The sequence below is a fragment of the Pseudomonas sp. PS02290 genome, assembly GCF_029960075.1.
GTDB lineage: Bacteria > Pseudomonadota > Gammaproteobacteria > Pseudomonadales > Pseudomonadaceae > Aquipseudomonas.
The window spans coordinates 1-22572 of sequence record NZ_JASCOY010000046.1 but is presented as its reverse complement, the minus strand read 5'-3'; the positions used below and the strand labels follow the sequence as shown (position 1 = coordinate 22572).

The 22572-nt window shown below is 61.1% G+C and carries 21 protein-coding genes; 10 read left to right on the top strand and 11 right to left on the bottom strand.

What is annotated here, in order from left to right; all coding sequences use genetic code 11:
* The first annotated feature begins 114 nt into the window (after window positions 1–114).
* The 3 genes from QMX88_RS18610 to QMX88_RS18600 all read left to right on the top strand — a co-directional run bounded on the left by QMX88_RS18610 (window position 115) and on the right by QMX88_RS18600 (window position 3500).
* The gene (locus QMX88_RS18610) at window positions 115–1242 is read left to right on the top strand and encodes an acyltransferase family protein (protein WP_282371776.1); all 1128 of its coding nucleotides are present in this window, start codon (window positions 115–117) and stop codon (window positions 1240–1242) included.
* 162 nt (window positions 1243–1404) lie between these two features.
* On the top strand, window positions 1405–2880 hold the full coding sequence (gene katB, locus QMX88_RS18605; RefSeq protein ID WP_244655949.1) for a catalase KatB: 1476 nt from the start codon (window positions 1405–1407) through the stop codon (window positions 2878–2880).
* 53 nt (window positions 2881–2933) lie between these two features.
* Complete coding sequence (locus tag QMX88_RS18600) at window positions 2934–3500, top strand: ankyrin repeat domain-containing protein (RefSeq protein WP_282371775.1); 567 nt, start codon at window positions 2934–2936, stop codon at window positions 3498–3500.
* A gap of 146 nt (window positions 3501–3646) precedes the next feature.
* Here the strand turns inward: QMX88_RS18600 and QMX88_RS18595 are convergent, their stop codons facing one another.
* From QMX88_RS18595 to QMX88_RS18565, 7 genes are all read right to left on the bottom strand, one after another.
* A complete protein-coding gene (locus QMX88_RS18595) occupies window positions 3647–4123 on the bottom strand; it encodes an NUDIX domain-containing protein (RefSeq protein ID WP_282371774.1) in 477 nt (158 codons plus the stop codon).
* Between the two features lie 153 nt (window positions 4124–4276).
* Window positions 4277–4711: a GNAT family N-acetyltransferase gene (locus QMX88_RS18590; protein ID WP_282371773.1), complete on the bottom strand. Its 435-nt coding sequence runs from the start codon at window positions 4709–4711 to the stop codon at window positions 4277–4279.
* 142 nt (window positions 4712–4853) lie between these two features.
* Window positions 4854–5375: a cysteine hydrolase family protein gene (locus QMX88_RS18585; RefSeq protein WP_282371772.1), complete on the bottom strand. Its 522-nt coding sequence runs from the start codon at window positions 5373–5375 to the stop codon at window positions 4854–4856.
* Window positions 5376–5664: 289 nt separating this feature from the next.
* On the bottom strand, window positions 5665–6069 hold the full coding sequence (locus QMX88_RS18580) for an META domain-containing protein (protein ID WP_282371771.1): 405 nt from the start codon (window positions 6067–6069) through the stop codon (window positions 5665–5667).
* The gene (locus tag QMX88_RS18575; protein ID WP_065992852.1) at window positions 6066–6503 is read right to left on the bottom strand and encodes a hypothetical protein; all 438 of its coding nucleotides are present in this window, start codon (window positions 6501–6503) and stop codon (window positions 6066–6068) included. Before QMX88_RS18575 ends, QMX88_RS18580 begins: the two co-directional genes overlap by 4 nt.
* Before the next feature lie 85 nt (window positions 6504–6588).
* Window positions 6589–7575: a 2-hydroxyacid dehydrogenase gene (locus tag QMX88_RS18570; RefSeq protein WP_282371770.1), complete on the bottom strand. Its 987-nt coding sequence runs from the start codon at window positions 7573–7575 to the stop codon at window positions 6589–6591.
* Window positions 7576–7732: 157 nt separating this feature from the next.
* On the bottom strand, window positions 7733–10486 hold the full coding sequence (locus QMX88_RS18565; protein ID WP_192172955.1) for a response regulator: 2754 nt from the start codon (window positions 10484–10486) through the stop codon (window positions 7733–7735).
* 443 nt (window positions 10487–10929) lie between these two features.
* Between QMX88_RS18565 and QMX88_RS18560 the strand changes: the two genes are divergently transcribed.
* From QMX88_RS18560 to QMX88_RS18530, 7 genes are all read left to right on the top strand, one after another.
* Window positions 10930–11676, top strand: a complete 747-nt coding sequence (locus tag QMX88_RS18560; RefSeq protein ID WP_282371769.1) for a response regulator transcription factor — start codon at window positions 10930–10932, stop codon at window positions 11674–11676.
* 8 nt (window positions 11677–11684) lie between these two features.
* On the top strand, window positions 11685–13061 hold the full coding sequence (locus QMX88_RS18555) for a sensor histidine kinase (protein ID WP_282371768.1): 1377 nt from the start codon (window positions 11685–11687) through the stop codon (window positions 13059–13061).
* A 227-nt stretch (window positions 13062–13288) separates the two neighbouring features.
* The gene (gene cysM / locus QMX88_RS18550; protein ID WP_192172864.1) at window positions 13289–14191 is read left to right on the top strand and encodes a cysteine synthase CysM; all 903 of its coding nucleotides are present in this window, start codon (window positions 13289–13291) and stop codon (window positions 14189–14191) included.
* A complete protein-coding gene (gene rlmD, locus QMX88_RS18545) occupies window positions 14191–15546 on the top strand; it encodes a 23S rRNA (uracil(1939)-C(5))-methyltransferase RlmD (RefSeq protein ID WP_282371767.1) in 1356 nt (451 codons plus the stop codon). The genes cysM and rlmD overlap by 1 nt, the downstream gene beginning before the upstream one ends.
* Before the next feature lie 156 nt (window positions 15547–15702).
* Complete coding sequence (gene relA / locus QMX88_RS18540; protein ID WP_192172862.1) at window positions 15703–17946, top strand: GTP diphosphokinase; 2244 nt, start codon at window positions 15703–15705, stop codon at window positions 17944–17946.
* 192 nt (window positions 17947–18138) lie between these two features.
* Window positions 18139–18972: a nucleoside triphosphate pyrophosphohydrolase gene (gene mazG, locus QMX88_RS18535; protein WP_282371766.1), complete on the top strand. Its 834-nt coding sequence runs from the start codon at window positions 18139–18141 to the stop codon at window positions 18970–18972.
* A gap of 26 nt (window positions 18973–18998) precedes the next feature.
* Entirely contained in the window at window positions 18999–19541 is a 543-nt protein-coding gene (locus QMX88_RS18530; RefSeq protein ID WP_074890960.1) for a DUF2058 domain-containing protein, read from the top strand.
* Between the two features lie 73 nt (window positions 19542–19614).
* Here QMX88_RS18530 and QMX88_RS18525 read toward each other — a convergent pair whose 3' ends face one another.
* The 4 genes from QMX88_RS18525 to purM all read right to left on the bottom strand — a co-directional run bounded on the left by QMX88_RS18525 (window position 19615) and on the right by purM (window position 22529).
* Window positions 19615–19803, bottom strand: a complete 189-nt coding sequence (locus tag QMX88_RS18525; RefSeq protein WP_282371765.1) for a hypothetical protein — start codon at window positions 19801–19803, stop codon at window positions 19615–19617.
* Window positions 19804–20086: 283 nt separating this feature from the next.
* Window positions 20087–20803, bottom strand: a complete 717-nt coding sequence (locus QMX88_RS18520) for a DUF3108 domain-containing protein (RefSeq protein WP_192172860.1) — start codon at window positions 20801–20803, stop codon at window positions 20087–20089.
* A gap of 8 nt (window positions 20804–20811) precedes the next feature.
* On the bottom strand, window positions 20812–21462 hold the full coding sequence (gene purN / locus QMX88_RS18515) for a phosphoribosylglycinamide formyltransferase (RefSeq protein WP_282371795.1): 651 nt from the start codon (window positions 21460–21462) through the stop codon (window positions 20812–20814).
* Between the two features lie 8 nt (window positions 21463–21470).
* Window positions 21471–22529: a phosphoribosylformylglycinamidine cyclo-ligase gene (gene purM, locus QMX88_RS18510; RefSeq protein WP_192172859.1), complete on the bottom strand. Its 1059-nt coding sequence runs from the start codon at window positions 22527–22529 to the stop codon at window positions 21471–21473.
* Between the last annotated feature and the right edge of the window lie 43 nt (window positions 22530–22572).

Genomic DNA, 22572 nt, shown 5'->3' with positions numbered 1-22572 from the left:
CGCTCCTTGCACAAACCCATCCCTGCACTATGGTTCTGCCTGAGGTAGTACGCGACCGAACCCGATGGGTTGCTTTAGGCGCTTTCGAGCGATGGCAACCAATCGGGGGTTTACATGCAAGAAGTGACACGATTTCACGCGCTGGACAGCCTGCGCGGTCTCTGCGCAATAGCGGTCTTCCTTTATCACACCCATGTCGTCGGCAGCATCACGGAGTGGACGTTCTTCTCCAACGCCGACCTGTTCGTCGAGTTCTTCTTTGTCCTCAGTGGCTTCGTGATGGCTCACGCCTACGGCAGCAAGCCTCATCTGGACGTCAGCCACTTCCTGGTTTCCCGCACCTTTCGCCTGCTACCCCTGCATGTCTTCATGCTGGCGGTATTCATTGGCCTGGAATTTCTCAAATACGCCGCCTACAAAAAAGGTTTTTCCTTTAACCAGCCGCCGTTTACCGGCATCTATGCACCGTCGGAGATCCTGCCCAATCTCCTGCTGCTGCAAAGCTGGACGCACCTGACGGAAAACCTGTCATTCAACACCGCGTCCTGGAGCATCAGCATCGAGTACTGGACCTACATGGTCTTCGCCGCAACCCTGTTCATGGCGTCCACTCGCCGATACCTGCTGTGGACCGTCATCGCCCTCGGCGGATTTGCGCTGCTGTACAGCCAGATTGATGTACTGACCGTCTACGCGCAAAAAGGCCTGGGCTGTTTCTTTGCCGGGGCCTTGGCCTACGGCTTTTTCAACCGCCTCAGACGCTGGATTGCGCCGGGCTTTGCGCTGCTTAGCGTGCTGGAAGCCTTGGCAGCCATCTGCATCTGGTGGGTGCTGACCAGTGAGTTGCCGCAAAAGGTATTGGCGGCGAGCGCGGTGTTTTGCGTCACCATCGTGCTGTTTGCCTTTGATGGCGGGGCGCTGTCGCGGGTGCTCAAGCACGAATGCTTCGCCCGTCTGGGGCGGTGGTCCTACTCCATCTACCTGACCCATCTGGCCGTGCTGTTCTTCGTGATTTCGGCTTTTATGGTGGTGCAGAAAAAAACCGGTTTTGCTGCCGCGCCGATGCTGGATGACATCCGCTACCTGGACACCGGGCACGGCTGGTTGAATAACCTGATGGTGCTGCTGATTCTGGCGGTAGTCGTGACGATTTCCAGCGCGACTTATCACTATGTCGAGCTCAGAGGGCAAGCGCTGGGCAAGCAGCTGTTGCGGCGCAGGATGGTGATGCCCGTCGGTTGACCGTCAATATTTTTAAACCTATCAAACGCATAGCCAGAACTAATTCAGCATTCGCGGGCTCTGGCCGTAGGCTTTCACTCTCAGAACAACCAAAAACAGAGAGAGACCGAGATGTATTTACCCCGATCCCCTATCGCAGCCAGCCTGATTGGCGCGAGCCTGATGGTCAGTTCTGCAGCGTACGCTGACACCCTGACCCGCGACAATGGCGCCGCCGTTGGCGATAACCAGAACTCCCAGACTGCCGGCCCAAACGGTCCGGTCCTGCTGCAAGATGTGCAATTGCTGCAAAAACTCCAGCGCTTTGATCGTGAACGCATTCCGGAGCGTGTGGTGCATGCTCGCGGTACTGGCGTGCATGGCGAATTCGTTGCATCCGACGACGCCTCCGATCTGAGCAAGGCCACGGTCTTCCGCAAAGGCGAGCATACCCCGGTGTTCGTGCGGTTCTCCGCCGTTGTCCACGGCAATCACTCCCCTGAAACCCTGCGTGACCCCCGCGGCTTCGCCACCAAGTTCTACACGGCCGATGGCAATTGGGACTTGGTCGGGAACAACTTCCCGACGTTCTTCATCCGCGACGCGATCAAGTTCCCGGACATGGTCCACGCCTTCAAGCCTGACCCGCGCACCAACCTGGATGATGATTCGCGACGTTTCGATTTCTTCTCCCACGTCCCGGAAGCCACGCGTACGTTGACCTTGCTGTACTCCAACGAAGGCACACCCGCCAGCTATCGCACCATGGACGGCAACGGCGTGCATGCCTACAAACTGGTGAACGCCAAGGGCGAAGTCAACTATGTGAAGTTTCACTGGAAGAGCCTGCAGGGCCTGAAGAACCTCGATCCCAAGCAGGTCGCTGAAGTGCAGTCCAAGGACTACAGCCACCTGACCCACGATCTGGTGGGCGCCATCAACAAGGGTGACTTCCCGAAATGGGACCTGTACGTCCAGGTGGTCAAGCCTGAAGACCTGGCTAAGTTCGACTTCGACCCGCTGGACGCCACCAAAATCTGGCCCAATATCCCCGAGCGCAAAATCGGCCAGATGGTCCTGAACAAGAACGTGGACAACTTCTTCCAGGAAACCGAGCAGGTCGCCATGGCGCCCGCCAACGTCGTACCGGGTATCGAGCCTTCGGAAGATCGCTTGCTGCAAGGCCGGGTATTTTCCTACGCGGACACCCAGCTCTATCGCGTGGGGCCTAATGTGTTGAGCCTCCCGATCAACGCGCCACGGGTCAAGGTCAACAACGGCAACCAGGACGGCCCGCTCAATACCGGGCACACCACGACTGGCGTGAACTACGAGCCAAGCCGACTCAATCCGCGTCCAGCGGTTGAAGAGGCGCGCTACAGCCAACTGCCACTGTCCGGCAGCACACAACAAGCCAAGATCCAGAAAGAGCAAAACTTCAAGCAGGCGGGCGACTTGTATCGTTCCTACAGCGAGAAGGACCGCAAGGACCTGATCCAGAGCTTTGGTGAATCCCTGGCGACCACCGATACCGAGAGCAAGAACATCATGCTGTCGTTCCTCTACAAGGCAGATCCGGAATACGGCACTGGCGTGACCAAGGTTGCCAATGGCGATCTGGCCAAGGTCAAGCAACTGGCCGCTGCACTGCAGGACTGATCGACCACCCCGGCCCGTTTGCACGGCGGGTCGGGGTTTCTGGAGGACATCACATGCGCAGAACCCTTTATGTGTTGCTGCTGTGTCTGGCGGCGGGCGTGGCCCAGGCCAGCCCATCCGATAGCGGCACCGCTGCCGACACTGCCGGCGACACCCAGGCGCAACTTCGGGAGCTGTTTTTCCAGGCTGCCCGAGACGGCCGCCAAGACATGCTCAACGAATTCATCAACGCGAAGTTCGACCTGAACGTACAGGACGAAAAAGGCTATACCGCCCTGATTCTCGCCGCCTACCACGGCCAACAATCGACCGTGACCCAACTGCTGAACGCGGGCGCTGATCCCTGCGCAAAAGATCTGAGGGGCAATACGGCGTTGATGGGGGCGATCTTCAAAGGCGAGCTCAGCATCGCTCGCCAACTGGTCGACGCCAATTGCGCGCCCGATCAGCGCAATAACGCGGGTCAGACCGCCGCCATGTACGCGGCGCTGTTCCATCGCAAGGATGTTCTTGACGCACTGGCAGCCAAAGGCGCGGATCTCAATGCGACGGACGCCATGGGCAACAAGGTGCAAAACCTGGAGCGCGGCGAATTCCAGCCGTTGTCGTCGAACAGGTGACGGATGCAAAACGCATCCGTCAGCCCAGCCAGCCTCATCAAACAACACCCAGATGGCTCTGCCGATGCACGAAATTGTGGGAGCGAGCTTGCTCGCGAAGATGCCAAGGAGTTTGAGCTCAAAGAAACATTGGATACCGCGCTCATTCAGTTGGGAACAGCTTGGCCAATGGCGCGCGACCATAGTTGATCAACACTGAGAAGACATTCCGCATTTGCGCCGTAAGTCAGCAATGGCAGCGCCTCGGTAAGCCGAAGCCAGCGAAATGATGTGTGCTCCGCTGAGAGGACGGGATCTTCCATGCCCGAAACATCTACCGTAAAGACGCGTTCCTCTACTTGCTGAGGCTCCGCACCATAGTGCTTTCGCCATTGCTCCTTGATCGGATAGTGGTGACTGAAGCCGGAGTAGATTGGGCTGTTGATGCGCAGCTCAGTTTCTTCGAACACTTCGCGAACTGCCGCGTCCTGGAAGCTTTCCTGATCTTCAAGCGCGCCCGATATGCCCTGAAAGAACGCTGGCAAGTCTAGATCGTTGCGAGCCGCACGCTGGAAAATCAGATACTGGCGTTCGCCTCCCAAAGAACGGGTCAGAAAAACGTGGACTGAGTAAGCACGTCGCATTGAAGTTTTCCTGAGCAAATGCTGGGTGTCGAACGCGCGTTTAGCTCTGCCAGGTTTTGGGTCTCTCACCTGTGCAACAGTGCAGCCTTTGTGCGTGGGAGCGTAGAGCATAAATAGCTTGATCTGGTTAAGGTGACTCGGGCAAGTCGCCCCTCAAGCACCACCTTCCGGATTCAGTGTTTTCAAAAGTGTGTGGCGACTCCAAGGCCCGCAGTATCCCGGAAGATGCGCAATGATTCGGTAACCGCAGCGTTTATACCACTCAGCCACCCCGTCATCGAGGGTCTCAATGAGTGCTTCCCGGCATCCACGCGCCAGAGCCAGCGCCTCAAGTCGGTGCAAAAGCTCAGTGCCGAGTTTCCGCCCTCGGCAAGCGGCGTCTACCCACAGGTAATTGATAAAAAGACGTCGGAATTCGGTACGGCCCGTCACACCGCCTATCAAGATTCCATCTTCCAACACCATGCAAGCCATAGGGTCTGCAACGCCGCCCCGTTCACGGGACAAGTTCTGACCGTGTTTTATAACGCCCTCCGACACGACCTGCAGTTGCTGCTCGCTAATGCGGCATGTTTGCCATTCCTTCATGTCATTTCCTTATGTCCGTTGTATCAACATTCCGTGCAAGTGCCGTTCCTATCGGCGCTCGATTGGCTGTTTATGACCGCTAACGGGTTGTGGCAGGGCAGCGCCAAGGGCAGATTGACGCTGGCAGGGCCGATCAGGGGAGTTAACTAAAACTCCACTCCTCAGCCTGGACGACTCGGCAGAATGGTCCACCCAGCGTCGAATTATGGTGGGCAACGATGGCCTCTGCTGTGAGTCCTGGAGTATCGGAACAGGTGTGTCCGTCTGCGATGAGGACAGCATCAAATCCGCAATCGCGGGCGGCGCGGCAGGTACTGTCTACGCAGTATTGAGTTTTCATGCCTGTAACGACCACGCCGTCACACTCGCGCTCACGTAGCAGAGTTGCCAGGTCAGTCTGAGCGAAGGCGTTGGGGCGTTTTTTCTCGAAAATGACTTCGTCACCCATCAGCTGTAACTCCTGGACAAGCTCGGTGAGCGGGCTGCCCGGCTCAAGTGGAGACCCTGCTGGACCTATATGGCGGGCAAGAAAGATGGGGGCTCCTGTTGCTCGGGCACTCCTCATGAGTTCATTCAATGTGTTGATAAGCGCCCGGACTTCCCTAGGTTTGTCCGGGCCATGAACAAGCCCTACCTGCATGTCGAGAATCAGAAGTGCATACATGTGCGTTTCCTTACGTGGGTGCCAGCAAAACCGGGGCAAAAAAAAGACCCGATCCATTGCTGGCGGGTCTTTGGGATTGTGTGCTGGTTTAATTCACACAACCTCCCACGACCCGCCAGTGGCGGTCGTGAAGGTTGTGGTCGATTCGAAGCGTGGCGTAGTCATGAGCCCGAAGTTAACGTTGTCGGGACGGTGTTGCAAGTGAACATGGTCAGGATGAATGCCATTTCTACTGCCGCTTCACGCCATGTCGCGGGGCAAGCCACGCTCCTGCAAATGCCAGTCAGCCTCAGTCCTCTTCCAGCCAAAACCGCAAAGGTTTGCCCTGCGCCGGCCACAACCGCAATTGCTCAACGGGCGAAATATCCCACCGCTGCACCTTACCCATCGCTTCAAGGAATCGGTGTTCCTGCTCCATCAACGCTGGCGCGCACAGTTTGCGGGTGCTGCCGACCGGGCCGAAGCTGATCGCATCACCCTGCAACTGGTACGACGCGAACCAGTGGTTGCAGCCGGCGTTGCCGTAGGCGCGGCCGTCGTTGCCCAGGGTCATGGTCAGGTGGCTGTTGTCGATCAACGGCCGTTCACCGATCCATTCCAGCACGTAACCGTGGTCCTGCTTTAGAGCAGGGGTTTCGGTGGCGCATCCCGCCAGCAGCGTGGCCGCCAGCAGTGTCAGCAAAAGCGGTTTCATGCGGCTTTCTTCGCGCAGGCAGGGCAGAGGTGGTTCTCGCCGACGACCTTCCAGCCCAGTTCCTCGATGCGTGCGGTGGCGGCAGGCTTGAGGGCTTTTTTGCCGTCCTTGCCGTCGACCATGAATTCGATGTCGCGCTCTTTGCCGCAGTCGTTGCAGTTCACTTTCCATTGATGGATCGCCAACTCGGTGAACGCCGGGCCATTGGCAACGGCGACCCATTGACCGGTCGGGTTGATCAGGTGACGGACTTTTTCCACGTTCAAACGCATGAACAGCTCTTTGCTGCCTTTAACGGTGACCAGCAGCACGTCGTCGGGCTTGATCGAGCCGCCGTTGCCGGTGACCTGGTAGCGACCGACCGCCAGGCTGCGGCATTCGATCAGGGTGTGTTGCGGGGTGAGCATGCTGTAACGGAAATCGTGTTCGGCCATGGGGGTCTCCAAATAGGCGCGCATGCTAACACTTTAGAGAGGGGATTCTCGCTGCCGACCGGCCCGGGATCGGAAGAGAACGCGCTCACTGCACCAGATTCTGCGGGCTGCCCGCCGCCCAATCGGTGACGTTATCCAGCGTAGTCTGGGCGATGGCGCCGAGGGCTTCTTTGGTCAGAAACGCCTGATGGGCGGTGATCACCACATTAGGGAACGTCAGCAGGCGCGCCAGCACATCGTCCTGCAGCGGCAGGTCCGAGCGGTCTTCGAAAAACAGCTGCGCTTCCTCTTCATAGACGTCCAGCCCGAGGTAACCCAGCTGACCGCTTTTGAGCGCGTCGATCAGCGCCGGCGTGTTCACCAGCGCGCCGCGCCCGGTATTGATCAGCATCGCGCCGTGCTGCATGCGCGACAGCGAATCCGGGTTGATCAGGTGCCGGGTGTGCTCGTTGAGCGGGCAGTGCAGGCTGATGATCTGCGCTTCGGCGAGCAATTCGTCGAGGGGCAGATAGCGGGCGCCCAGTGCTTCGACCAGCGGGTTCGGGTACGGGTCGTAGGCCAGCAGTTGGCAGCCGAAGCCGGCCATGATCCGTGCGAACGTCGCCCCGATCTGCCCGGTGCCGACCACGCCGACGGTCTTGCCCACCAGATCGAAACCGGTCAGGCCGTGCAGGCTGAAATCGCCGTCGCGGGTGCGGTTGTAAGCACGGTGCAGATGGCGGTTCAACGATAGGATCAACGCCACCGCATGCTCGGCCACGGCATGGGGCGAGTAGGCCGGAACCCGCACGACGCTCAGGCCGAGGCGCTTGGCGACGGCGAGGTCGACGTGATTGAAGCCGGCCGAGCGCAGGGCGATCAGCTTGGTGCCGCCTGCAGCCAGTTGCTCCAGAACCGGCGCGCTCAGGTCGTCGTTGATGAACGCACAAACCACCTCGTACTGATCGGCCAGCGTCACCGTGTCCAGTGTCAACCGCGCGGGCTGGAAATGCAGTTCGAGGTCCGGCGCGATCTGCGCGCCGAGAAAGCTCTCGCGGTCGTAGGTCTGGCTGCTGTAGATAAGCGTGCGCATGGTTGTTCCTTATATATGGCCTGACATATGGCTATCGCAGCAAACAGAGGTCCTGTAGGAGTGAGCTTGCTCGCGAGGCTTTCTGTCAGCGCCCTCCATTTGAACTGACCCACCCACGAACCCTATCTATCACAGAACAAAAAACCAGTGACCCAGATCAAGCACTCACACGGGCCTCGGTTTCGAGGCGGTTGATCGCCTTCTCCAATTCATCCAGTGCCTTGTCGCTGTCCGCCGATTCCTGCTTCAACAGGGTTTCGCTGCGTTGACAGGCCGCGCGCAATTGCGGGACGCCGCAGTAACGGGTCGCGCCGTGAAGGCGGTGGACGCGTTCGATCAGTGCGACGTTGTCCCTGGCCTCGCGGGCAGTGAGGATGGCTTCGCGGTCGGTGGCGAGGGAGGCCAGCAGCATCGCCAGCATGTCCGCCGCCAAGTCGGCCTTGCCCGCCGCCAGCCGCAGCCCTTCCTCGTGATCGAGCACCTGCAAATTGATACCGCCCTGGGCGATTTCGACGTGCCGCTCCGGCGCCTGATTGCGCAGCGCCAGCCCGGTCCACTTCAGCACCACCTGCGCCAGTTGACGTTCGCTGATCGGCTTGGTCAGGTAGTCGTCCATGCCGCTCTGCAACAGCGCGCGCTTTTCGTTGGCCATGGCGTGGGCGGTGAGGGCGACGATCGGCAGCGACGAGGCCTGACGTTCGCTCTCCCAGCTGCGAATTTCTTCGGTGGCCTGACGCCCGTCCATGCCCGGCATCTGCACGTCCATCAGCACTAGATCGAAGGGTTCATCCTGCACCGCTTGCACCGCCGCATAACCACTGTCGACGGCCTTGACTCTGGCGCCCATGTCTTCGAGCAAGGTCTGCACCAGCAACAGGTTTGCCGGGTTGTCGTCCACACAGAGAATGCGCGGCGGCCGGCTCGACAGCGGCTCCGGCACCTCGTTGCGCAGTTGCTTGGGCTGAATCAATTCCGACAGCGCGCGGCGCAACTTGCGCGTACACGCCGGCTTGGCCTGCAACTGGTTGTAGGCGTCAGGCACGGAAAATTGATACAGCGCCTGTTCGGTGGTGGGGCACAGCACCAGCACTTTGCAGTTGAGGTTTTCCAGGTCCCAGATCTGCTGGCGCAGACGCTCGGGCGGCAGCTCGTGGGCAGTCACGCCGAGCACGGCCATGTCGATGGCGTGGGGCGTCTGGTGCACCACGGTCACGCCATTGATGAGGTTTTCCAGATTGTTGAAGACCATCGGCTGCAGGCCGCAGTCTTCCAGTTGATGCTCAAGGGCCTGGCGTGACAGGTCGTGATGCTCCAGCACCGCCACGCGCCGGCCCAGCAGCGGCGGGGCGGGCAGGTCTTCGAGGTCGTCGCGGGTTTTCGGCAGCGTCAGGCTGATCCAGAATTCCGAACCTTCGCCGGGTGTGCTCTCGACGCCGATCTCGCCGCCCATCTGCTCCACTAGCCGCTTGGAAATCACCAGCCCCAATCCGGTGCCGCCGGAGTGCCGCGACAGCGAATTGTCCGCCTGACTGAACGCCTGAAACAGTGCGCGCACGTCCTGGCTGGAAAGACCAATGCCGGTGTCCTGCACGCTGATGCGCAACTGCACGGTGGTGTCGTGTTCCTCCTCCAGCATCGCCCGCGCCACGATGGTGCCCTCGCGGGTGAACTTGATGGCGTTGCTGACGAGGTTGGTCAGGATCTGCCGCAGCCGCAGCGGATCGCCCACCAGCGACAGCGGCGTGTCGCGATAAACCAGACTTACCAGCTCCAGCTGTTTGGCGTGGGCGGCGGGGGCGAGGATGGTCAAGGTGTCCTGCAACAGGTCGCGCAGGTTGAACGGAATCGCGTCGAGGACCAGCTTGCCGGCCTCGATCTTCGAGAAATCCAGAATCTCGTTGATGATGCTCAGCAAGTTGTCGGCGGATTTTTCGATGGTGCCCAAGTAATCGTACTGGCGCGGCGTCAGTTCGCTTTTCTGCAACAGGTGGGTGAAACCGAGAATGCCGTTGAGCGGCGTGCGGATTTCATGGCTCATGTTCGCCAGAAACTCGGACTTGATCCGGCTGGCTTCCAGGGCTTCCTTGCGCGCCAGGTCCAGCTCGATGTTCTGGATTTCGATGGTTTCCAGGTTCTGGCGCACGTCTTCGGTGGCCTGCTCGATGCTGTGCTGCAATTCTTCCTGGGCGTTCTGCAACGTCGCCGCCATGCGATTGATGCCCGATCCCAGTTCATCCAGCTCGTAACTGCCCATGGGCGGAAGTCGCGCTTCCAGATTGCCATCCTTCAGTTGAGCGACGACGTGTTTGATCTGAGTGATCGGGCCGTTGATGGTGCGGCTCATGCGCAGCGACAGCATGGCGGTCAGGCCGAGGCCGATGACAATCAGGATCAGGCTGGCAAACAGGCTGCGATAACCGCGCAGCAGGGTGCCGTTGTGGGACAGTTCCAGCTCGACCCAGCCCAGCAGACGGTCGGCTTCGGCGGGCACGACATCGCCGGTCAGATGACGGCTGCGCCCGAACACCGGCATCAGGTAGCGGGTGGCATCATTTTCCGAGCGCTGCAGCATGTGCGTGCTGTTACCGATGGGGGCCTGGTTGATCATGCTCGGGCCGGCATGGGCCAGCATCGCGCGGTCGGCGTCAAGGAACGACACCGCGCGCACGTCGGCCTGTTCCAGCACCTGCCCGGCGATGCGTTCGAGCATGGCCTGATCGCCGCTGGCCAGCGCGCCGGCGGACAGCGGCGCCAGCTCGTTGGCAATCATTTCGCCACGCTTGAGCAACTGGGTCTGCAACTCGGTCAGTTGCATCCAGGTGAAATAACCCCCCAACAACGCCGCCATCAGGCAGGCCGGGAGCAGGGTCAGCAGCATGACGCGGCCTTTGATGCCCACTTTTCTCAGCACACTTCTTCTCCACCAACCCGGCACGAATTCAGGCAATTGCTGCGCCAATGCAGCGTGTGACGCACAATCACTGCGCAGTGTAGTCATTTGCGCTTCATGCACACAGTGGGACCGGCGCGCGCGCACCTCATGGAAGTGGACACTTTCCTTGTAGGACTGCCTTTGGCCGGGAAGGCGTCGGGCGTCACACCGCAGAATTAATGGTGTCCGAAACGGCCTCTTCCCGGCTAAAGCCAGTCCCACTATAAGAATGCGTATCTCTAGTAGGACCGGCTTTAGCCGGGAAAGCGGCAGTCATCACACCGCAGAATTGATGGCGCCCACACTGGCCTCTTCCCGGCTGAAGCCGGTCCTACTAAAGAACGCATCGCCGGCAGGCCAGCATTGCCCCGTCGCGCGTAATCTTGAATAATCCTCTTCTTGAGAATCAGTCGCAGACGCCAATGACTCCCGCCAGCATCCACCGCCCCCACATACTCGCCATCGAGGACGATGTCGTGCTCGGCGCTTTTGTCCACGATCAGCTGGATCGCTGCGGGTTTCAGGTGACCTGGTGCCAGAACGGCGCCGAAGGACTGGCCTGTGCGCAACGCGAACCCTTTGATGTGGTGCTGATGGACATCCTGCTGCCGGGCATGAACGGCCTGGACATCCTCACCCATTTGCGCCGCCGCCACACCGTGCCGATCATCCTCATGTCCGCCCTTGGCGCCGAGGCTGACCGCATCACCGGTTTCCAGAACGGCGCCGACGATTACCTGCCCAAACCCTTCAGCGTCGATGAGTTGCGCGTGCGCATCGAAGCGATCCTGCGCCGGGTCGAGCTGGAAAGACGCTTCCATGCCCTGACCGCCCACGAGCCCGATGCCGGCGCGGAGAAACCTGAAGAAGACGGCCTGACCTTCGATGACGGGCGCTGCGATGTCTTCTTCGCCGGTAGCCCCGCGCAATTGACGGGCAGCGAGTACCGCCTGCTGGATACCCTTTGGCGCAATCAGGAAGACGTCCTCAGCAAGGCCTTCCTTTATCAGCACGTCCTGCAGCGCGGCTATTCACAGCATGACCGCAGCCTCGATATGCACATCAGCCAGATTCGCCGCAAGCTCAAGGCCGTCGGCTATCAGGCGCGGCAACTGCGCACCGTGTGGGGCAAAGGCTACGTGCTGACGGCGGCGGTGCAGGATGCCTGAGGTGTCGAATGGTTGAGCCGCGCAAACGGCTGCCCGGCCGGCATTCGCTGTTCTGGAAACTGGCAGTTCTGCTGGTCGGCTTCTGCCTGCTAATGATCTGGCTGAGCTGGTATTGGGGCCGCTACATCGAGACCCGCAACGCGTATCTGAATGCCGAGGCCCATCAGGTGCTCAACGACTATGCGGCGCAGGCCGAAAGGGCGTGGAACAGCGGCGGTCAGCCCGGCATCGACGAATGGCTGAAACAGGTCCGTCTGCAGGAAGCCGGCTGGGTCGGGGTCATCGGCAGCGACTTGCAGTCTCTTGGCAGCACGCCGCTGACCCGCGAGCAGTCGCAACGGCTGACGTTCATGCGCGGCATCGACTGGCCGATGAGCACGCGGCAGAAGACCGTGCCGTGGCTAAAAATCGCATTTCCCGGCAACCCGGAAGCGGGAAGTCTGGTGATCGAACTGCCCGAGCGCTTCAAGCCGGGCCGTTACGCGTGGGTCGGGCAAATCCTGACCAATGTGCTGATTCCCGCGCTGTTCACCTTGCTGCTGTGCGTCGGGTTGTATCGCCTGCTGATTCGTCCGCTCAACCAACTGCGCGAACAGGCCAACGCGTGGCGCGCCGACCGATTGTCGAGCCGACTGTCGCCGCAAATGACCGAGCGACGCGACGAGCTGGGCGAGCTGAACCGCGCCTTTGATCACATGGCCGCGCGCCTGCACTCGACGGTGCAGGTACAGCAGCAGTTGTTGCGTGACCTCTCCCACGAACTGCGCACGCCCCTGAGCCGCCTGCGCGTGGCCTGCGACAGCGAGCAAACCTTGCCCGAACTGCGCGAGCGCCTGAGCCGGGAAGTGGACGGCATGCGCCGCCTGGTCGACGACACCCTGCAACTGGCCTGGCTCGACACCGAGCGCGAAAAACTCCCCGGCGAAGACATCCAGGTCGTGGCGCTGTGGGAGATGCTGGTGGACGACGCCTGTTTCGAAACCTGCTGGCCGTCCCGTCAGTTGCGCTGCGATCTGGACAGCGAGTGCTGGGTCAGTGGCCATCTCAACACCCTGGCCCAGGCGCTGGAAAACATTCTGCGCAACGCCATCCGCCATTCTCCGCCCGAGGGCATCGTGCGCCTCGACGGCCGCCGCGAAGGGGATGACTGGCTGTTGTGGCTGGAAGATCAGGGCGGCGGGATCGACGAGGGCGATCTCGAGCGTATTTTTGCGCCGTTCATCCGTCTGGACGGCGCTCGCCCCGGCGACGGTGGATTCGGGCTGGGGCTGAGCATCGCGCGCAATTCGCTGCGCCTGCAGGGCGGTGACTTGTGGGCCGAAAACACGGGGCAGGGCTTGAGAATGATCATGCGTTTGCCGGCCCGAGGGACGCGACCTTTTTAGGAAGCGCCTCGAGGTCAAGGCGCCGCTGTACCGGGCGAATAACGCGGTCCCACATGTTTTGCAGCGGCAGGGCGATGGCGTGTTATCCCGGATATCTCCGGTTCGCCTGTGCAGAAATCCTCTGCCTTATTCCATTCAGCGATAACCCCCTCACTTTGCGTGATATGGGCTGGCAACGATTGCCGGTATGATAGGCGACCTCCGCACGTCTGGATCGCGAAAACGCCATGACCCTGCAGTATCCAACCATCGCCGATTGCGTCGGCAACACCCCGCTAGTGCGTCTGCAACGCATGGCCGGGAACACCAGCAACACGTTGCTGCTCAAGCTCGAAGGCAATAACCCGGCCGGTTCCGTGAAGGACCGCCCGGCGCTGTCGATGATTACCCGTGCCGAATTGCGCGGGCAGATCCACCCCGGCGATACCCTGATCGAAGCCACCTCTGGCAACACCGGCATCGCCCTGGCCATGGCCGCGGCGATCAAGGGCTATCGCATGATTCTGATCATGCCCGACAACTCCAGCGCCGAGCGCAAGGCTGCCATGACTGCCTATGGCGCCGAGCTGATTCTGGTCAGCAAGGAAGAGGGCATGGAAGGCGCCCGTGATCTGGCCGAGCGCATGCAGGCGGAAGGTCGCGGCAAGGTGCTCGACCAGTTCGCCAATGGCGACAACCCGCAGGCGCATTACGTCGGCACCGGCCCGGAAATCTGGCAGCAGACCGGCGGCACCGTCACCCATTTCGTCAGCTCCATGGGCACCACCGGCACCATCATGGGCACCTCGCGTTTCCTCAAGGAACAGAACCCGAACATCCAGATCGTCGGCCTCCAGCCTATGGACGGCGCGTCGATTCCGGGCATTCGCCGCTGGCCAACCGAATACCTGCCGAGCATTTATCAGGCCGACCGTGTCGACCGGATCATGGACATGGGCCAGGCCGAAGCCGAGGACGTCATGCGTCGTCTGGCGCGGGAAGAAGGCATTTTCTGTGGCGTGTCGTCGGGCGGCTCGGTGGCCGGGATGCTCCGGCTGTCCCAGGAAGTCGAGAACGCGGTGATGGTCGCGATTATTTGTGACCGCGGCGACCGCTACCTGTCGACCGGCGTCTACGATGCGCCCAACTGATGGCCAAGCGTGATGCAGGCCTGCGTTTCCAGCCCAGCGGCGGCACCCGGACCACGCAGGTTCCTGCCGGTAAAAAACAACGCCTGACCATCGAGCGCCTGGCCAACGACGGTCGCGGCATCGGTTTCGTCGAAGGTCGCACCTGGTTTGTCATGGGCAGTCTGGCCGGCGAAGAGGTCGAGGCCCGCGTGCTCAATGCCCACGGCAAAGTCGTCGAAGCCCGCACTGAACGCGTGTTCCGGGCCAGCCCGATACGGCGCCCCGCAGCGTGCCCGCATTTCGGCCGTTGCGGTGGGTGCAGCACCCAGCAAATGCCCCACGCCGAACAGCTCGCCCTGAAACAGAGCATGCTTGCCGAGCAATTGAGCCGCATCGCCGGGGTCGAGCCGGAGCAATGGGCCGCGCCGCTGACTGGCGATGAATATGCCTACCGCCGCCGTGCCCGCGTCGCCGTGCGCTGGGATGTCCGCGCCAAACGCCTGGACGTCGGATTCCGCGCCGCGGCGAGTCAGGACATCATCGCCATCGAACAATGCCCGGTGCTGGTACAGGCCTTGCAACCGAACATGACGTCGCTGGCGCCTATGCTTCGCAGCCTGAGCAAACCTCAGGCGCTGGGGCATGTCGAGCTGTTCAGCGGGTCGGCCAACGCCGTGCTGCTGCGCCACACCGCGCCGTTGCCTGAAAGCGATCTGGCCATTCTCAAAGCATTTTGCGAAACCCATGACGCGCAGCTGTGGTTGCACGGCGAAGGCGAGCCACACCCGGTCGACCCTTCCGCGCAATTGGGCTACCGCCTGGAACCGTGGAATCTGTCCCTGGCCTATCGCCCCGGCGACTTCGTGCAGGTCAACGCTCAGGTCAATACCGCGATGATCGAACAGGCCCTGGACTGGCTCGCGCCCGGCAAGGACGAACGAGTGCTGGACTTGTTCTGCGGGCTTGGTAACTTCGCTCTACCGCTGGCGCAAATGACGCGCGACGTGGTGGCCGTGGAGGGCGTCGACGCCATGGTTCAGCGGGCGACGGCCAATGCCGCCAGCAACGGTTTGAACAACGTGAAGTTTTATCAGGCCGATCTGTCGCAGCCACTGGACAAGGCGGCCTGGGTGGCGGAAGGTTTCGCCGCAGTGCTGCTCGATCCGCCGCGTGACGGTGCGTTCGAAGCAGTGGGCAAGCTCAAGTCACTGGGCGCTCGGCGCGTCCTTTATGTGTCGTGCAACCCGGCTACGCTGGCCCGCGACACCGTTGAATTGATCAAGCAGGGCTACCGTTTAAAACGTGCCGGAATCCTCGATATGTTCCCGCAGACAGCGCATGTCGAGGCGATGGCGTTATTTGAAGCGAGCAAGTGAGGCGGCGGCCCAGGAAACGCCGATGCCTTACACGGAGTCTCGTTTAATCCGACTGGCCCGCGCGTACGCGACCTTGCATGGCCCGCGAGGCGCACGCGCTCAAGAAGGCCGGCGACTGAAGGCGCATTTCATCGCGCCGTAGGGAAGGTAAGCAACATGGTACAGGTGAGACCCCACCAGCCGATCAACACAGACGGCAGTATCAACCTCGACGCGTGGCTGGATCACGTGGTCAGCGTCGACCTCGCGGTGGACCGACAGGCCCTCAAAGAGGCCTGTGAATTTGCCCGGCACGCCGAGCAACAGGACAACGCCGCCAAGAACCTCTGGGCGGAGGGCACGTCGAGTTTTCAGACGGGCCTGGAAATCGCTGAAATTCTGGCCGACCTCAAGCTCGATCAGGATTCACTCGTCGCTGCCGTAATTTACCGCGGCGTGCGCGAAGGCAAAATCTCGCTGCCCGACGTCAACCAGCGCTTCGGCCCCACCGTCGCCAAGCTCATCGACGGCGTGCTGCGCATGGCGGCGATCAGCGCCAGTCTCAGCCCGCGCCAGTCCCTGGTGCTCGGCACTCAGGCCCAGGTCGAAAACCTGCGCAAGATGCTGGTGGCCATGGTCGATGACGTGCGCGTGGCGCTGATCAAGCTGGCTGAACGCACCTGCGCCATCCGCGCGGTGAAGAACACCGACGATGAAAAGCGCAATCGCGTGGCCCGGGAAGTCTTCGACATCTACGCACCGCTGGCCCACCGGCTGGGCATCGGTCATATCAAGTGGGAGCTGGAGGACCTGTCCTTCCGCTACCTGGAGCCCGAGCAGTACAAGCAGATCGCCAAGCTGCTGCACGAGCGTCGGCTCGATCGCGAGCGCTTCATCACCGACGTGATGTCGCAGCTGTCGAACGAATTGCTGGCCACCGGCGTCAAGGCCGACATCAGCGGCCGTGCCAAGCACATCTACTCGATCTGGCGAAAGATGCAGCGCAAAGGCCTTGAATTCAGCCAGATCTACGACGTTCGCGCCGTTCGCGTGCTGGTGCCGGAGATGCGTGATTGCTACACCGCCCTCGGCATCGTCCACACCCTGTGGCGGCACATTCCCAAGGAATTCGACGACTACATCGCCAACCCCAAGGAAAACGGCTATCGCTCGCTGCACACGGCGGTGATCGGCCCGGAAGGCAAAGTGCTGGAAGTGCAGATCCGCACCCACGCCATGCACGAAGAGGCCGAACTGGGCGTCTGCGCGCACTGGAAGTACAAGGGCACCGACGTCAAATCCGGTTCCAATCACTACGAAGAGAAAATCTCCTGGCTGCGTCAGGTGCTCGAGTGGCATGAAGAGCTGGGCGACATCGGCGGGCTGGCCGAACAGCTGCGCGTCGACATTGAGCCCGACCGCGTCTACGTGTTCACCCCGGACGGTCACGCCATCGACCTGCCCAAGGGTGCGACGCCGCTGGACTTTGCCTATCGCGTGCACACCGAGATCGGCCACAACTGCCGTGGCGCGAAGATCAACGGCCGCATCGTCCCGCTCAACTACAGCCTGCAGACCGGCGAGCAGGTGGAGATCATCACCAGCAAGCACGGTACGCCGAGCCGCGACTGGCTGAACTCGAACCTGGGTTACATCACCACGTCCCGGGCGCGGGCGAAGATCGTGCACTGGTTCAAGCTGCAGGCGCGCGACCAGAACGTCGCCGCCGGCAAGGTATTGCTGGAGCGTGAACTGGCGCGTCTGGCACTGCCTCAGGTGGACTTCGACAAGCTGGCCGAGAAGGCCAACATGAAGATGGCCGAAGACATGTTCGCGGCCCTTGGTGCTGGCGACCTGCGCATTGCTCAGTTGGTCAATCTGGCCCAGCAACTGGTCGAACCGGAACGCGGCAACGAGCAACTGGAGCTGATTCCCCGCAAGGCCACGGGCTACAAGCCGGGCAAGCGCGGGGATATTCAGATCCAGGGCGTCGGCAACCTGATGACGCAGATGGCCGGCTGCTGCCAGCCGCTGCCGGGCGATGCGATCGTCGGTTACATCACCCAGGGCCGCGGCGTGAGCATTCACCGTCAGGACTGCGCCTCGGTGCTGCAACTGGGCGGGCGCGAACCCGAGCGGATCATCCAGGTCAGCTGGGGCCCGGTGCCGGTGCTCACCTACCCGGTGGACATCATCATCCGCGCCTACGACCGGTCGGGCCTGCTGCGTGACGTCTCGCAGATCCTGCTCAACGAGCGCATCAACGTGCTGGCAGTCAACACCCGCTCGAACAAGGAAGACAACACCGCGCTGATGTCGCTGACCATCGAGATCCCGGGCCTGGACGCGCTGGGCCGGCTGCTGGGGCGCATCTCGCAACTGCCGAACATCATCGAAACGCGGCGTAATAGAACGCCGTGATTTTACGGCGGTTGATCGTTCCCACGCTCTGCGTGGGAACGCAGTCCGTGACGCAGAGCGTCACTCGTGGGACGCAGAGCGTCCAGGCGGGCATTCCCACGCAGAGCGTGGGAACGATCAGCTTCAAGCCGTACGCGGATAACTTGAAGCTTGTGGCTTGTCGCTTACAGCTGCGAACGAAGAGAGACCCCCATGTATAGCCTCCAAGACCTGCTCACGCTAATGGCCCGCTTGCGCGATCCGCAATTCGGTTGCCCGTGGGACGTGAAGCAGAATTACGCGAGCATCGTGCCGCACACCCTCGAGGAAGCCTACGAAGTGGCCGACGCCATCGAGCGTGGCGCCTTCGATGACCTGCGCGGTGAGCTCGGCGATCTGCTGTTTCAAGTGGTGTATTACTGCCAGCTGGCGCGGGAAGAAGGGCGCTTCGAGTTCGACGGCGTGGTCGACGGCATCACCCGCAAACTGATTCGCCGTCATCCCCACGTGTTCCCGACCGGTGATCTGTACGCGCCGCTGGAAACCCCGCGCCTCAGCGAAGAGCAGGTCAAGCATCGCTGGGAACAGATCAAGGCCGAGGAGCGTGCCGAAAAGGCCAGTGCCCCCGAGCAGCTTTCCCTGCTCGACGACGTGCCGGGTGTACTTCCGGCATTGTCGCGGGCAGCGAAGTTGCAGAAGCGCGCCGCCCAGGTCGGGTTCGATTGGCCGGACGCATTGCCGGTGGTCGATAACGTCCGTGAGGAACTCGATGAGGTCCTCGAAGCCATGGCCGACAACGACAGCGCGGCCATCACCGAAGAGGTCGGCGATCTGCTGTTTGCCGCCGTCAATCTGGCCCGGCACCTCAAGGTCGATCCGGAAAATGCCCTGCGCGCCGCCAACGCCAAATTCGAGCGGCGCTTTAGATTTATCGAACAGGCCTTGCGCGACACCCGGCGCCCCATCGAAGATTGCAGCCTCGAAGAGATGGATGCGCTCTGGGGCGAAGCCAAGCGCCAGGAAAAGATCACGCCCAACTGCGGTTGAGTTGACTATTTAGAGAGAGAAGACAGATGGCGGGTATTTCCCTTCGTGACCAGTTGCTGAAAGCCGGCCTGGTCAATGAAAAACAGGCGAAGCAGGCCAGCAAGAGCAAGCAGAAGGAACAGCGTCTGGTGCACAAGGGCCAGGCAGTGGCGGACGACACCAGCCAGCGCGCGGCCCAGGAAGCGATGGCCGAGAAAGCCAAACGCGACCAGGAGTTGAATCGTCAGCAGCAGGAAAAGATCGAGCAGAAAGCCCGTGCCGCCCAGGTCAAGCAGTTGATCGAAGCCACTCGCCTGCCGAAGCTGACGACCGAGGACTACTACAACTTCGTTGACGACAAGAAGGTCAAGCGCCTGTCGGTCAACGCCCTGATGCGCAGCAAGCTGAGCAGCGGCGCGCTGGCCATCGTGCACCACGGCGGCACCTACGAGGTGATCCCCCGCGAAGCCGCCCTCAAGGTGCAGGAGCGCGACCCGCGCCGCATCGTCATGCTCAGCGCCCCGACCGAGGAGCCCGAAGGCGACGATCCGTACGCCGCGTACAAGATCCCGGACGATCTGATGTGGTAAGCGTCTGTCGCGCACTCCGCTAAAACAACAAAACCCGCCAGCAGGCGGGTTTTGTTTTGCTGCGATTCCGAAATTACGAGTGACTGGCCTGTAGCTTGGCTTCTTGCTCGGCAAGCTCTGCTGCGTAACGCTGTGCGTCCGATTCGTGATGAAACATCCCTACCAGCTGGTCTTGTTGGCGTACATCCCAGATCTGGATGCCATCGGCAATGGCCTCGTGGGAGATATGGGCGTCGTCGCGTTCAGTAACAGTTACGGTCATAGTGCAAACTCCTGACTCTTGGATATCTGCGGCAGGACGTCGCAGGCCTTCTTTATAGTTTTTGATAGCCGGCTAAGTAAATGTGCGCATCCGGCAACAGTTATTTACCGAATCCGTAACAGTGCGCTAAACGCTTGTATTCGAAGGGTGTGTGGCGTTTTGTCACACCCGGTTGAAGGCCATGAAGAATCTTTCATGTAGGCCTGACTCACTTTCCGACGCCAAAAAAAAACCCCGCCATGAAGGCGGGGTTTTTCGTATGACGCTCGATGTCAGGCGTGCATTAGCTGCCTTTGACTGACTTACCGTTCACCGTGCCGTCCTGCAGCATGATGTTGTATTCCTTGCCGTCGGTTTCGACCTGTTGCAGGCGAACCAGCAGGTAATCGTAGTCCTTGGCGAACCACATCACGGTGATGCGCTTGTTCTGCGTTGGATCACGCACGCGCTCGACCTTGATGGCGTCAACCGAGCCGACTTTGGTGTCGACCTTTTCAGTGCCCAGCACGCGGAAGTCATAGGTGTCGATTTCGTCACCGTCGACGACCTGATACGACATGCTCTTTTTGCCCGCAGCCACGTCATGCTGCAGCGCGAGCTGATAGGTGGACTTGTCGAGGATGCCGGCATTCAGCGGGATTTTCACCGCGTTGCCACGGTCCGAACCGGTGATGAATTTGGTGGGCCAGTCGAACACCAGATCGACCGTCTTGCTCTTGCCCAGTCCGCCACGTTCGAAGTGGTAGGTTTGTGGCAGCAGTTGATCCTTGTCAACCTTGAGGGTGCTGACTTCGGTCAGGCTGGCGATCATCATCGACGCCTTGAAACTCAGGGTCCAGGTGCCGTTGGCGTTCTTCTCGAGGCTGCGGCTGGCGCTGCCACCGCTCATGGGCAGCTGTTTCCAGTCAGCGGTGTAGCTGGCGGAGAAAGGTTGAAGGTCTGCCGCGTTGACTGCGGGAAGTGCGAAAAGGGCGAAAGCGAAGAGCAAAGCGCGACGCATAATATCTCCTAAGGTCGGATCAAGTGGCCGCTGGGCCCTAAGGGCTGGCCGTCCAGTGAGGCGCCATGTTCGTCGAGGGTCAAACGTCCTTCGGCGAACCAGCGAATGGCCAGGGGATAAATCAGGTGTTCCTGGGCGTGAACCCTCTGTGCCAGCGTGGCGGGCGTGTCGTGCAACTCTACAGAAACAACTGCCTGTACGACCAGAGGCCCCCCATCGAGTTCCTCCGTGACAAAGTGCACGCTGCAGCCATGCTCGGCATCGCCGGCGTCGAGCACCCGTTGATGGGTGTGCAGGCCTTTATACAGCGGAAGCAGGGAAGGGTGGATGTTCAGCAGGCGCCCGTGATAGTGGCGGACGAACCCGGGCGTGAGAATGCGCATGAAGCCGGCGAGCACCACCAGCGGCGGCTGAAACGAATCAATGGCCTCGATCAGCGCCCCATCGAAGGCCTCGCGACCTTCGTAGCCGGTGTGATCGAGCACCAGCGTGTCGATCCCTGCGCGGGCGGCCCGCTCGAGCCCGAACGCATCGGCGCGGTTGGAGATCACCGCGCGGATGCGGGCAGGGCTCGCGCTGTCCTGAAAGCTGTCAATCATCGCCTGCAGGTTACCGCCAGTGCCGGACAGCAGCACCACCACATCACAGGATTGGGGCATGTCAGGCATTAATGAGCCTTGACGTTCTTCAGCTCGACTTGCGCAGCGCCTTCGGCAGCCGTGCCGATCTGGCCGATCACCCAAGGCTGCTCGCCGGCTTCACGCAGGGCGTTCAGCGAGACTTCAACGTGTTCCTGGGCGACGCAGATGACCATGCCGACGCCGCAGTTCAGCACGCGGTGCATCTCGTGCTCATCCACGTTGCCTTTTTCCTGCAGCCAGTCGAACACCGCCGGACGGGTCCAGCTCGCCACGTCGACGATGGCCTGGGCGCCTTCAGGCAGCACGCGCGGAATGTTGTCCAGCAGGCCGCCGCCGGTGATGTGGGCCATGGCTTTTACCGCGCCGGTGTCTTTGATCAGCTTGAGCAGCTGCTTGACGTAAATGCGGGTCGGTGCCATCAGCAGTTCGGTCAGCGGCTTGCCGTCGAGCTGGATGTTTTCGATATCGGCACCTGCCACTTCGATGATCTTGCGGATCAGCGAGTAGCCATTGGAGTGCGGACCGGAAGACGGCAGGGCGATCAGCGCGTCACCGGCGGCAACCTTGGAGCCGTCGATGATATCGGCTTTCTCCACGACGCCGACGCAGAAGCCGGCCAGGTCGTAGTCTTCGCCTTCGTACATGCCGGGCATTTCAGCGGTTTCGCCGCCGACCAGGGAGCAGCCAGCCAGCTCGCAGCCCGCGCCGATGCCGGTGACCACTTGAGCTGCGGTGTCGACGTTCAGTTTGCCGGTGGCGTAGTAGTCGAGGAAGAACAGCGGCTCAGCGCCGCAGACCACCAGATCGTTGACGCACATGGCGACCAGGTCGATGCCGATGGTGTCGTGTTTGTTCAGGTTCAGTGCCAGACGCAGCTTGGTGCCGACACCGTCGGTGCCGCTCACCAGAACAGGCTGCTTGTAGCCAGCCGGGATTTCGCACAGAGCGCCGAAGCCCCCGAGGCCGCCCATCACTTCCGGGCGCTTGGTGCGCTTGGCGACGCTCTTGATGCGTTCGACCAGCGCTTCACCGGCGTCGATGTCAACACCGGCGTCTTTGTAGCTCAGGGAGGGTTGCTTGCTCATGATCCAGGCCTTTAGGGGGGGATTCGGGGTAACGACCGAGTGG

What these genes read in the sequence shown, in the direction of transcription:
- rlmD (WP_282371767.1), top strand. Translation starts at nt 14,191, where the DNA reads ATGGCCAAGCGTGATGCAGGCCTGCGTTTCCAGCCCAGCGGCGGCACC.
- QMX88_RS18595 (WP_282371774.1), bottom strand. Translation starts at nt 4,123, where the DNA reads ATGCGACGTGCTTACTCAGTCCACGTTTTTCTGACCCGTTCTTTGGGA.
- QMX88_RS18525 (WP_282371765.1), bottom strand. Translation starts at nt 19,803, where the DNA reads ATGACCGTAACTGTTACTGAACGCGACGACGCCCATATCTCCCACGAG.
- QMX88_RS18610 (WP_282371776.1), top strand. Translation starts at nt 115, where the DNA reads ATGCAAGAAGTGACACGATTTCACGCGCTGGACAGCCTGCGCGGTCTC.
- QMX88_RS18575 (WP_065992852.1), bottom strand. Translation starts at nt 6,503, where the DNA reads ATGGCCGAACACGATTTCCGTTACAGCATGCTCACCCCGCAACACACC.
- relA (WP_192172862.1), top strand. Translation starts at nt 15,703, where the DNA reads ATGGTACAGGTGAGACCCCACCAGCCGATCAACACAGACGGCAGTATC.
- QMX88_RS18570 (WP_282371770.1), bottom strand. Translation starts at nt 7,575, where the DNA reads ATGCGCACGCTTATCTACAGCAGCCAGACCTACGACCGCGAGAGCTTT.
- QMX88_RS18580 (WP_282371771.1), bottom strand. Translation starts at nt 6,069, where the DNA reads ATGAAACCGCTTTTGCTGACACTGCTGGCGGCCACGCTGCTGGCGGGA.
- QMX88_RS18530 (WP_074890960.1), top strand. Translation starts at nt 18,999, where the DNA reads ATGGCGGGTATTTCCCTTCGTGACCAGTTGCTGAAAGCCGGCCTGGTC.
- QMX88_RS18585 (WP_282371772.1), bottom strand. Translation starts at nt 5,375, where the DNA reads ATGTATGCACTTCTGATTCTCGACATGCAGGTAGGGCTTGTTCATGGC.
- mazG (WP_282371766.1), top strand. Translation starts at nt 18,139, where the DNA reads ATGTATAGCCTCCAAGACCTGCTCACGCTAATGGCCCGCTTGCGCGAT.
- QMX88_RS18555 (WP_282371768.1), top strand. Translation starts at nt 11,685, where the DNA reads ATGGTTGAGCCGCGCAAACGGCTGCCCGGCCGGCATTCGCTGTTCTGG.
- QMX88_RS18590 (WP_282371773.1), bottom strand. Translation starts at nt 4,711, where the DNA reads ATGAAGGAATGGCAAACATGCCGCATTAGCGAGCAGCAACTGCAGGTC.
- purM (WP_192172859.1), bottom strand. Translation starts at nt 22,529, where the DNA reads ATGAGCAAGCAACCCTCCCTGAGCTACAAAGACGCCGGTGTTGACATC.
- QMX88_RS18520 (WP_192172860.1), bottom strand. Translation starts at nt 20,803, where the DNA reads ATGCGTCGCGCTTTGCTCTTCGCTTTCGCCCTTTTCGCACTTCCCGCA.
- cysM (WP_192172864.1), top strand. Translation starts at nt 13,289, where the DNA reads ATGACCCTGCAGTATCCAACCATCGCCGATTGCGTCGGCAACACCCCG.
- QMX88_RS18560 (WP_282371769.1), top strand. Translation starts at nt 10,930, where the DNA reads ATGACTCCCGCCAGCATCCACCGCCCCCACATACTCGCCATCGAGGAC.
- purN (WP_282371795.1), bottom strand. Translation starts at nt 21,462, where the DNA reads ATGCCCCAATCCTGTGATGTGGTGGTGCTGCTGTCCGGCACTGGCGGT.
- katB (WP_244655949.1), top strand. Translation starts at nt 1,405, where the DNA reads ATGGTCAGTTCTGCAGCGTACGCTGACACCCTGACCCGCGACAATGGC.
- QMX88_RS18600 (WP_282371775.1), top strand. Translation starts at nt 2,934, where the DNA reads ATGCGCAGAACCCTTTATGTGTTGCTGCTGTGTCTGGCGGCGGGCGTG.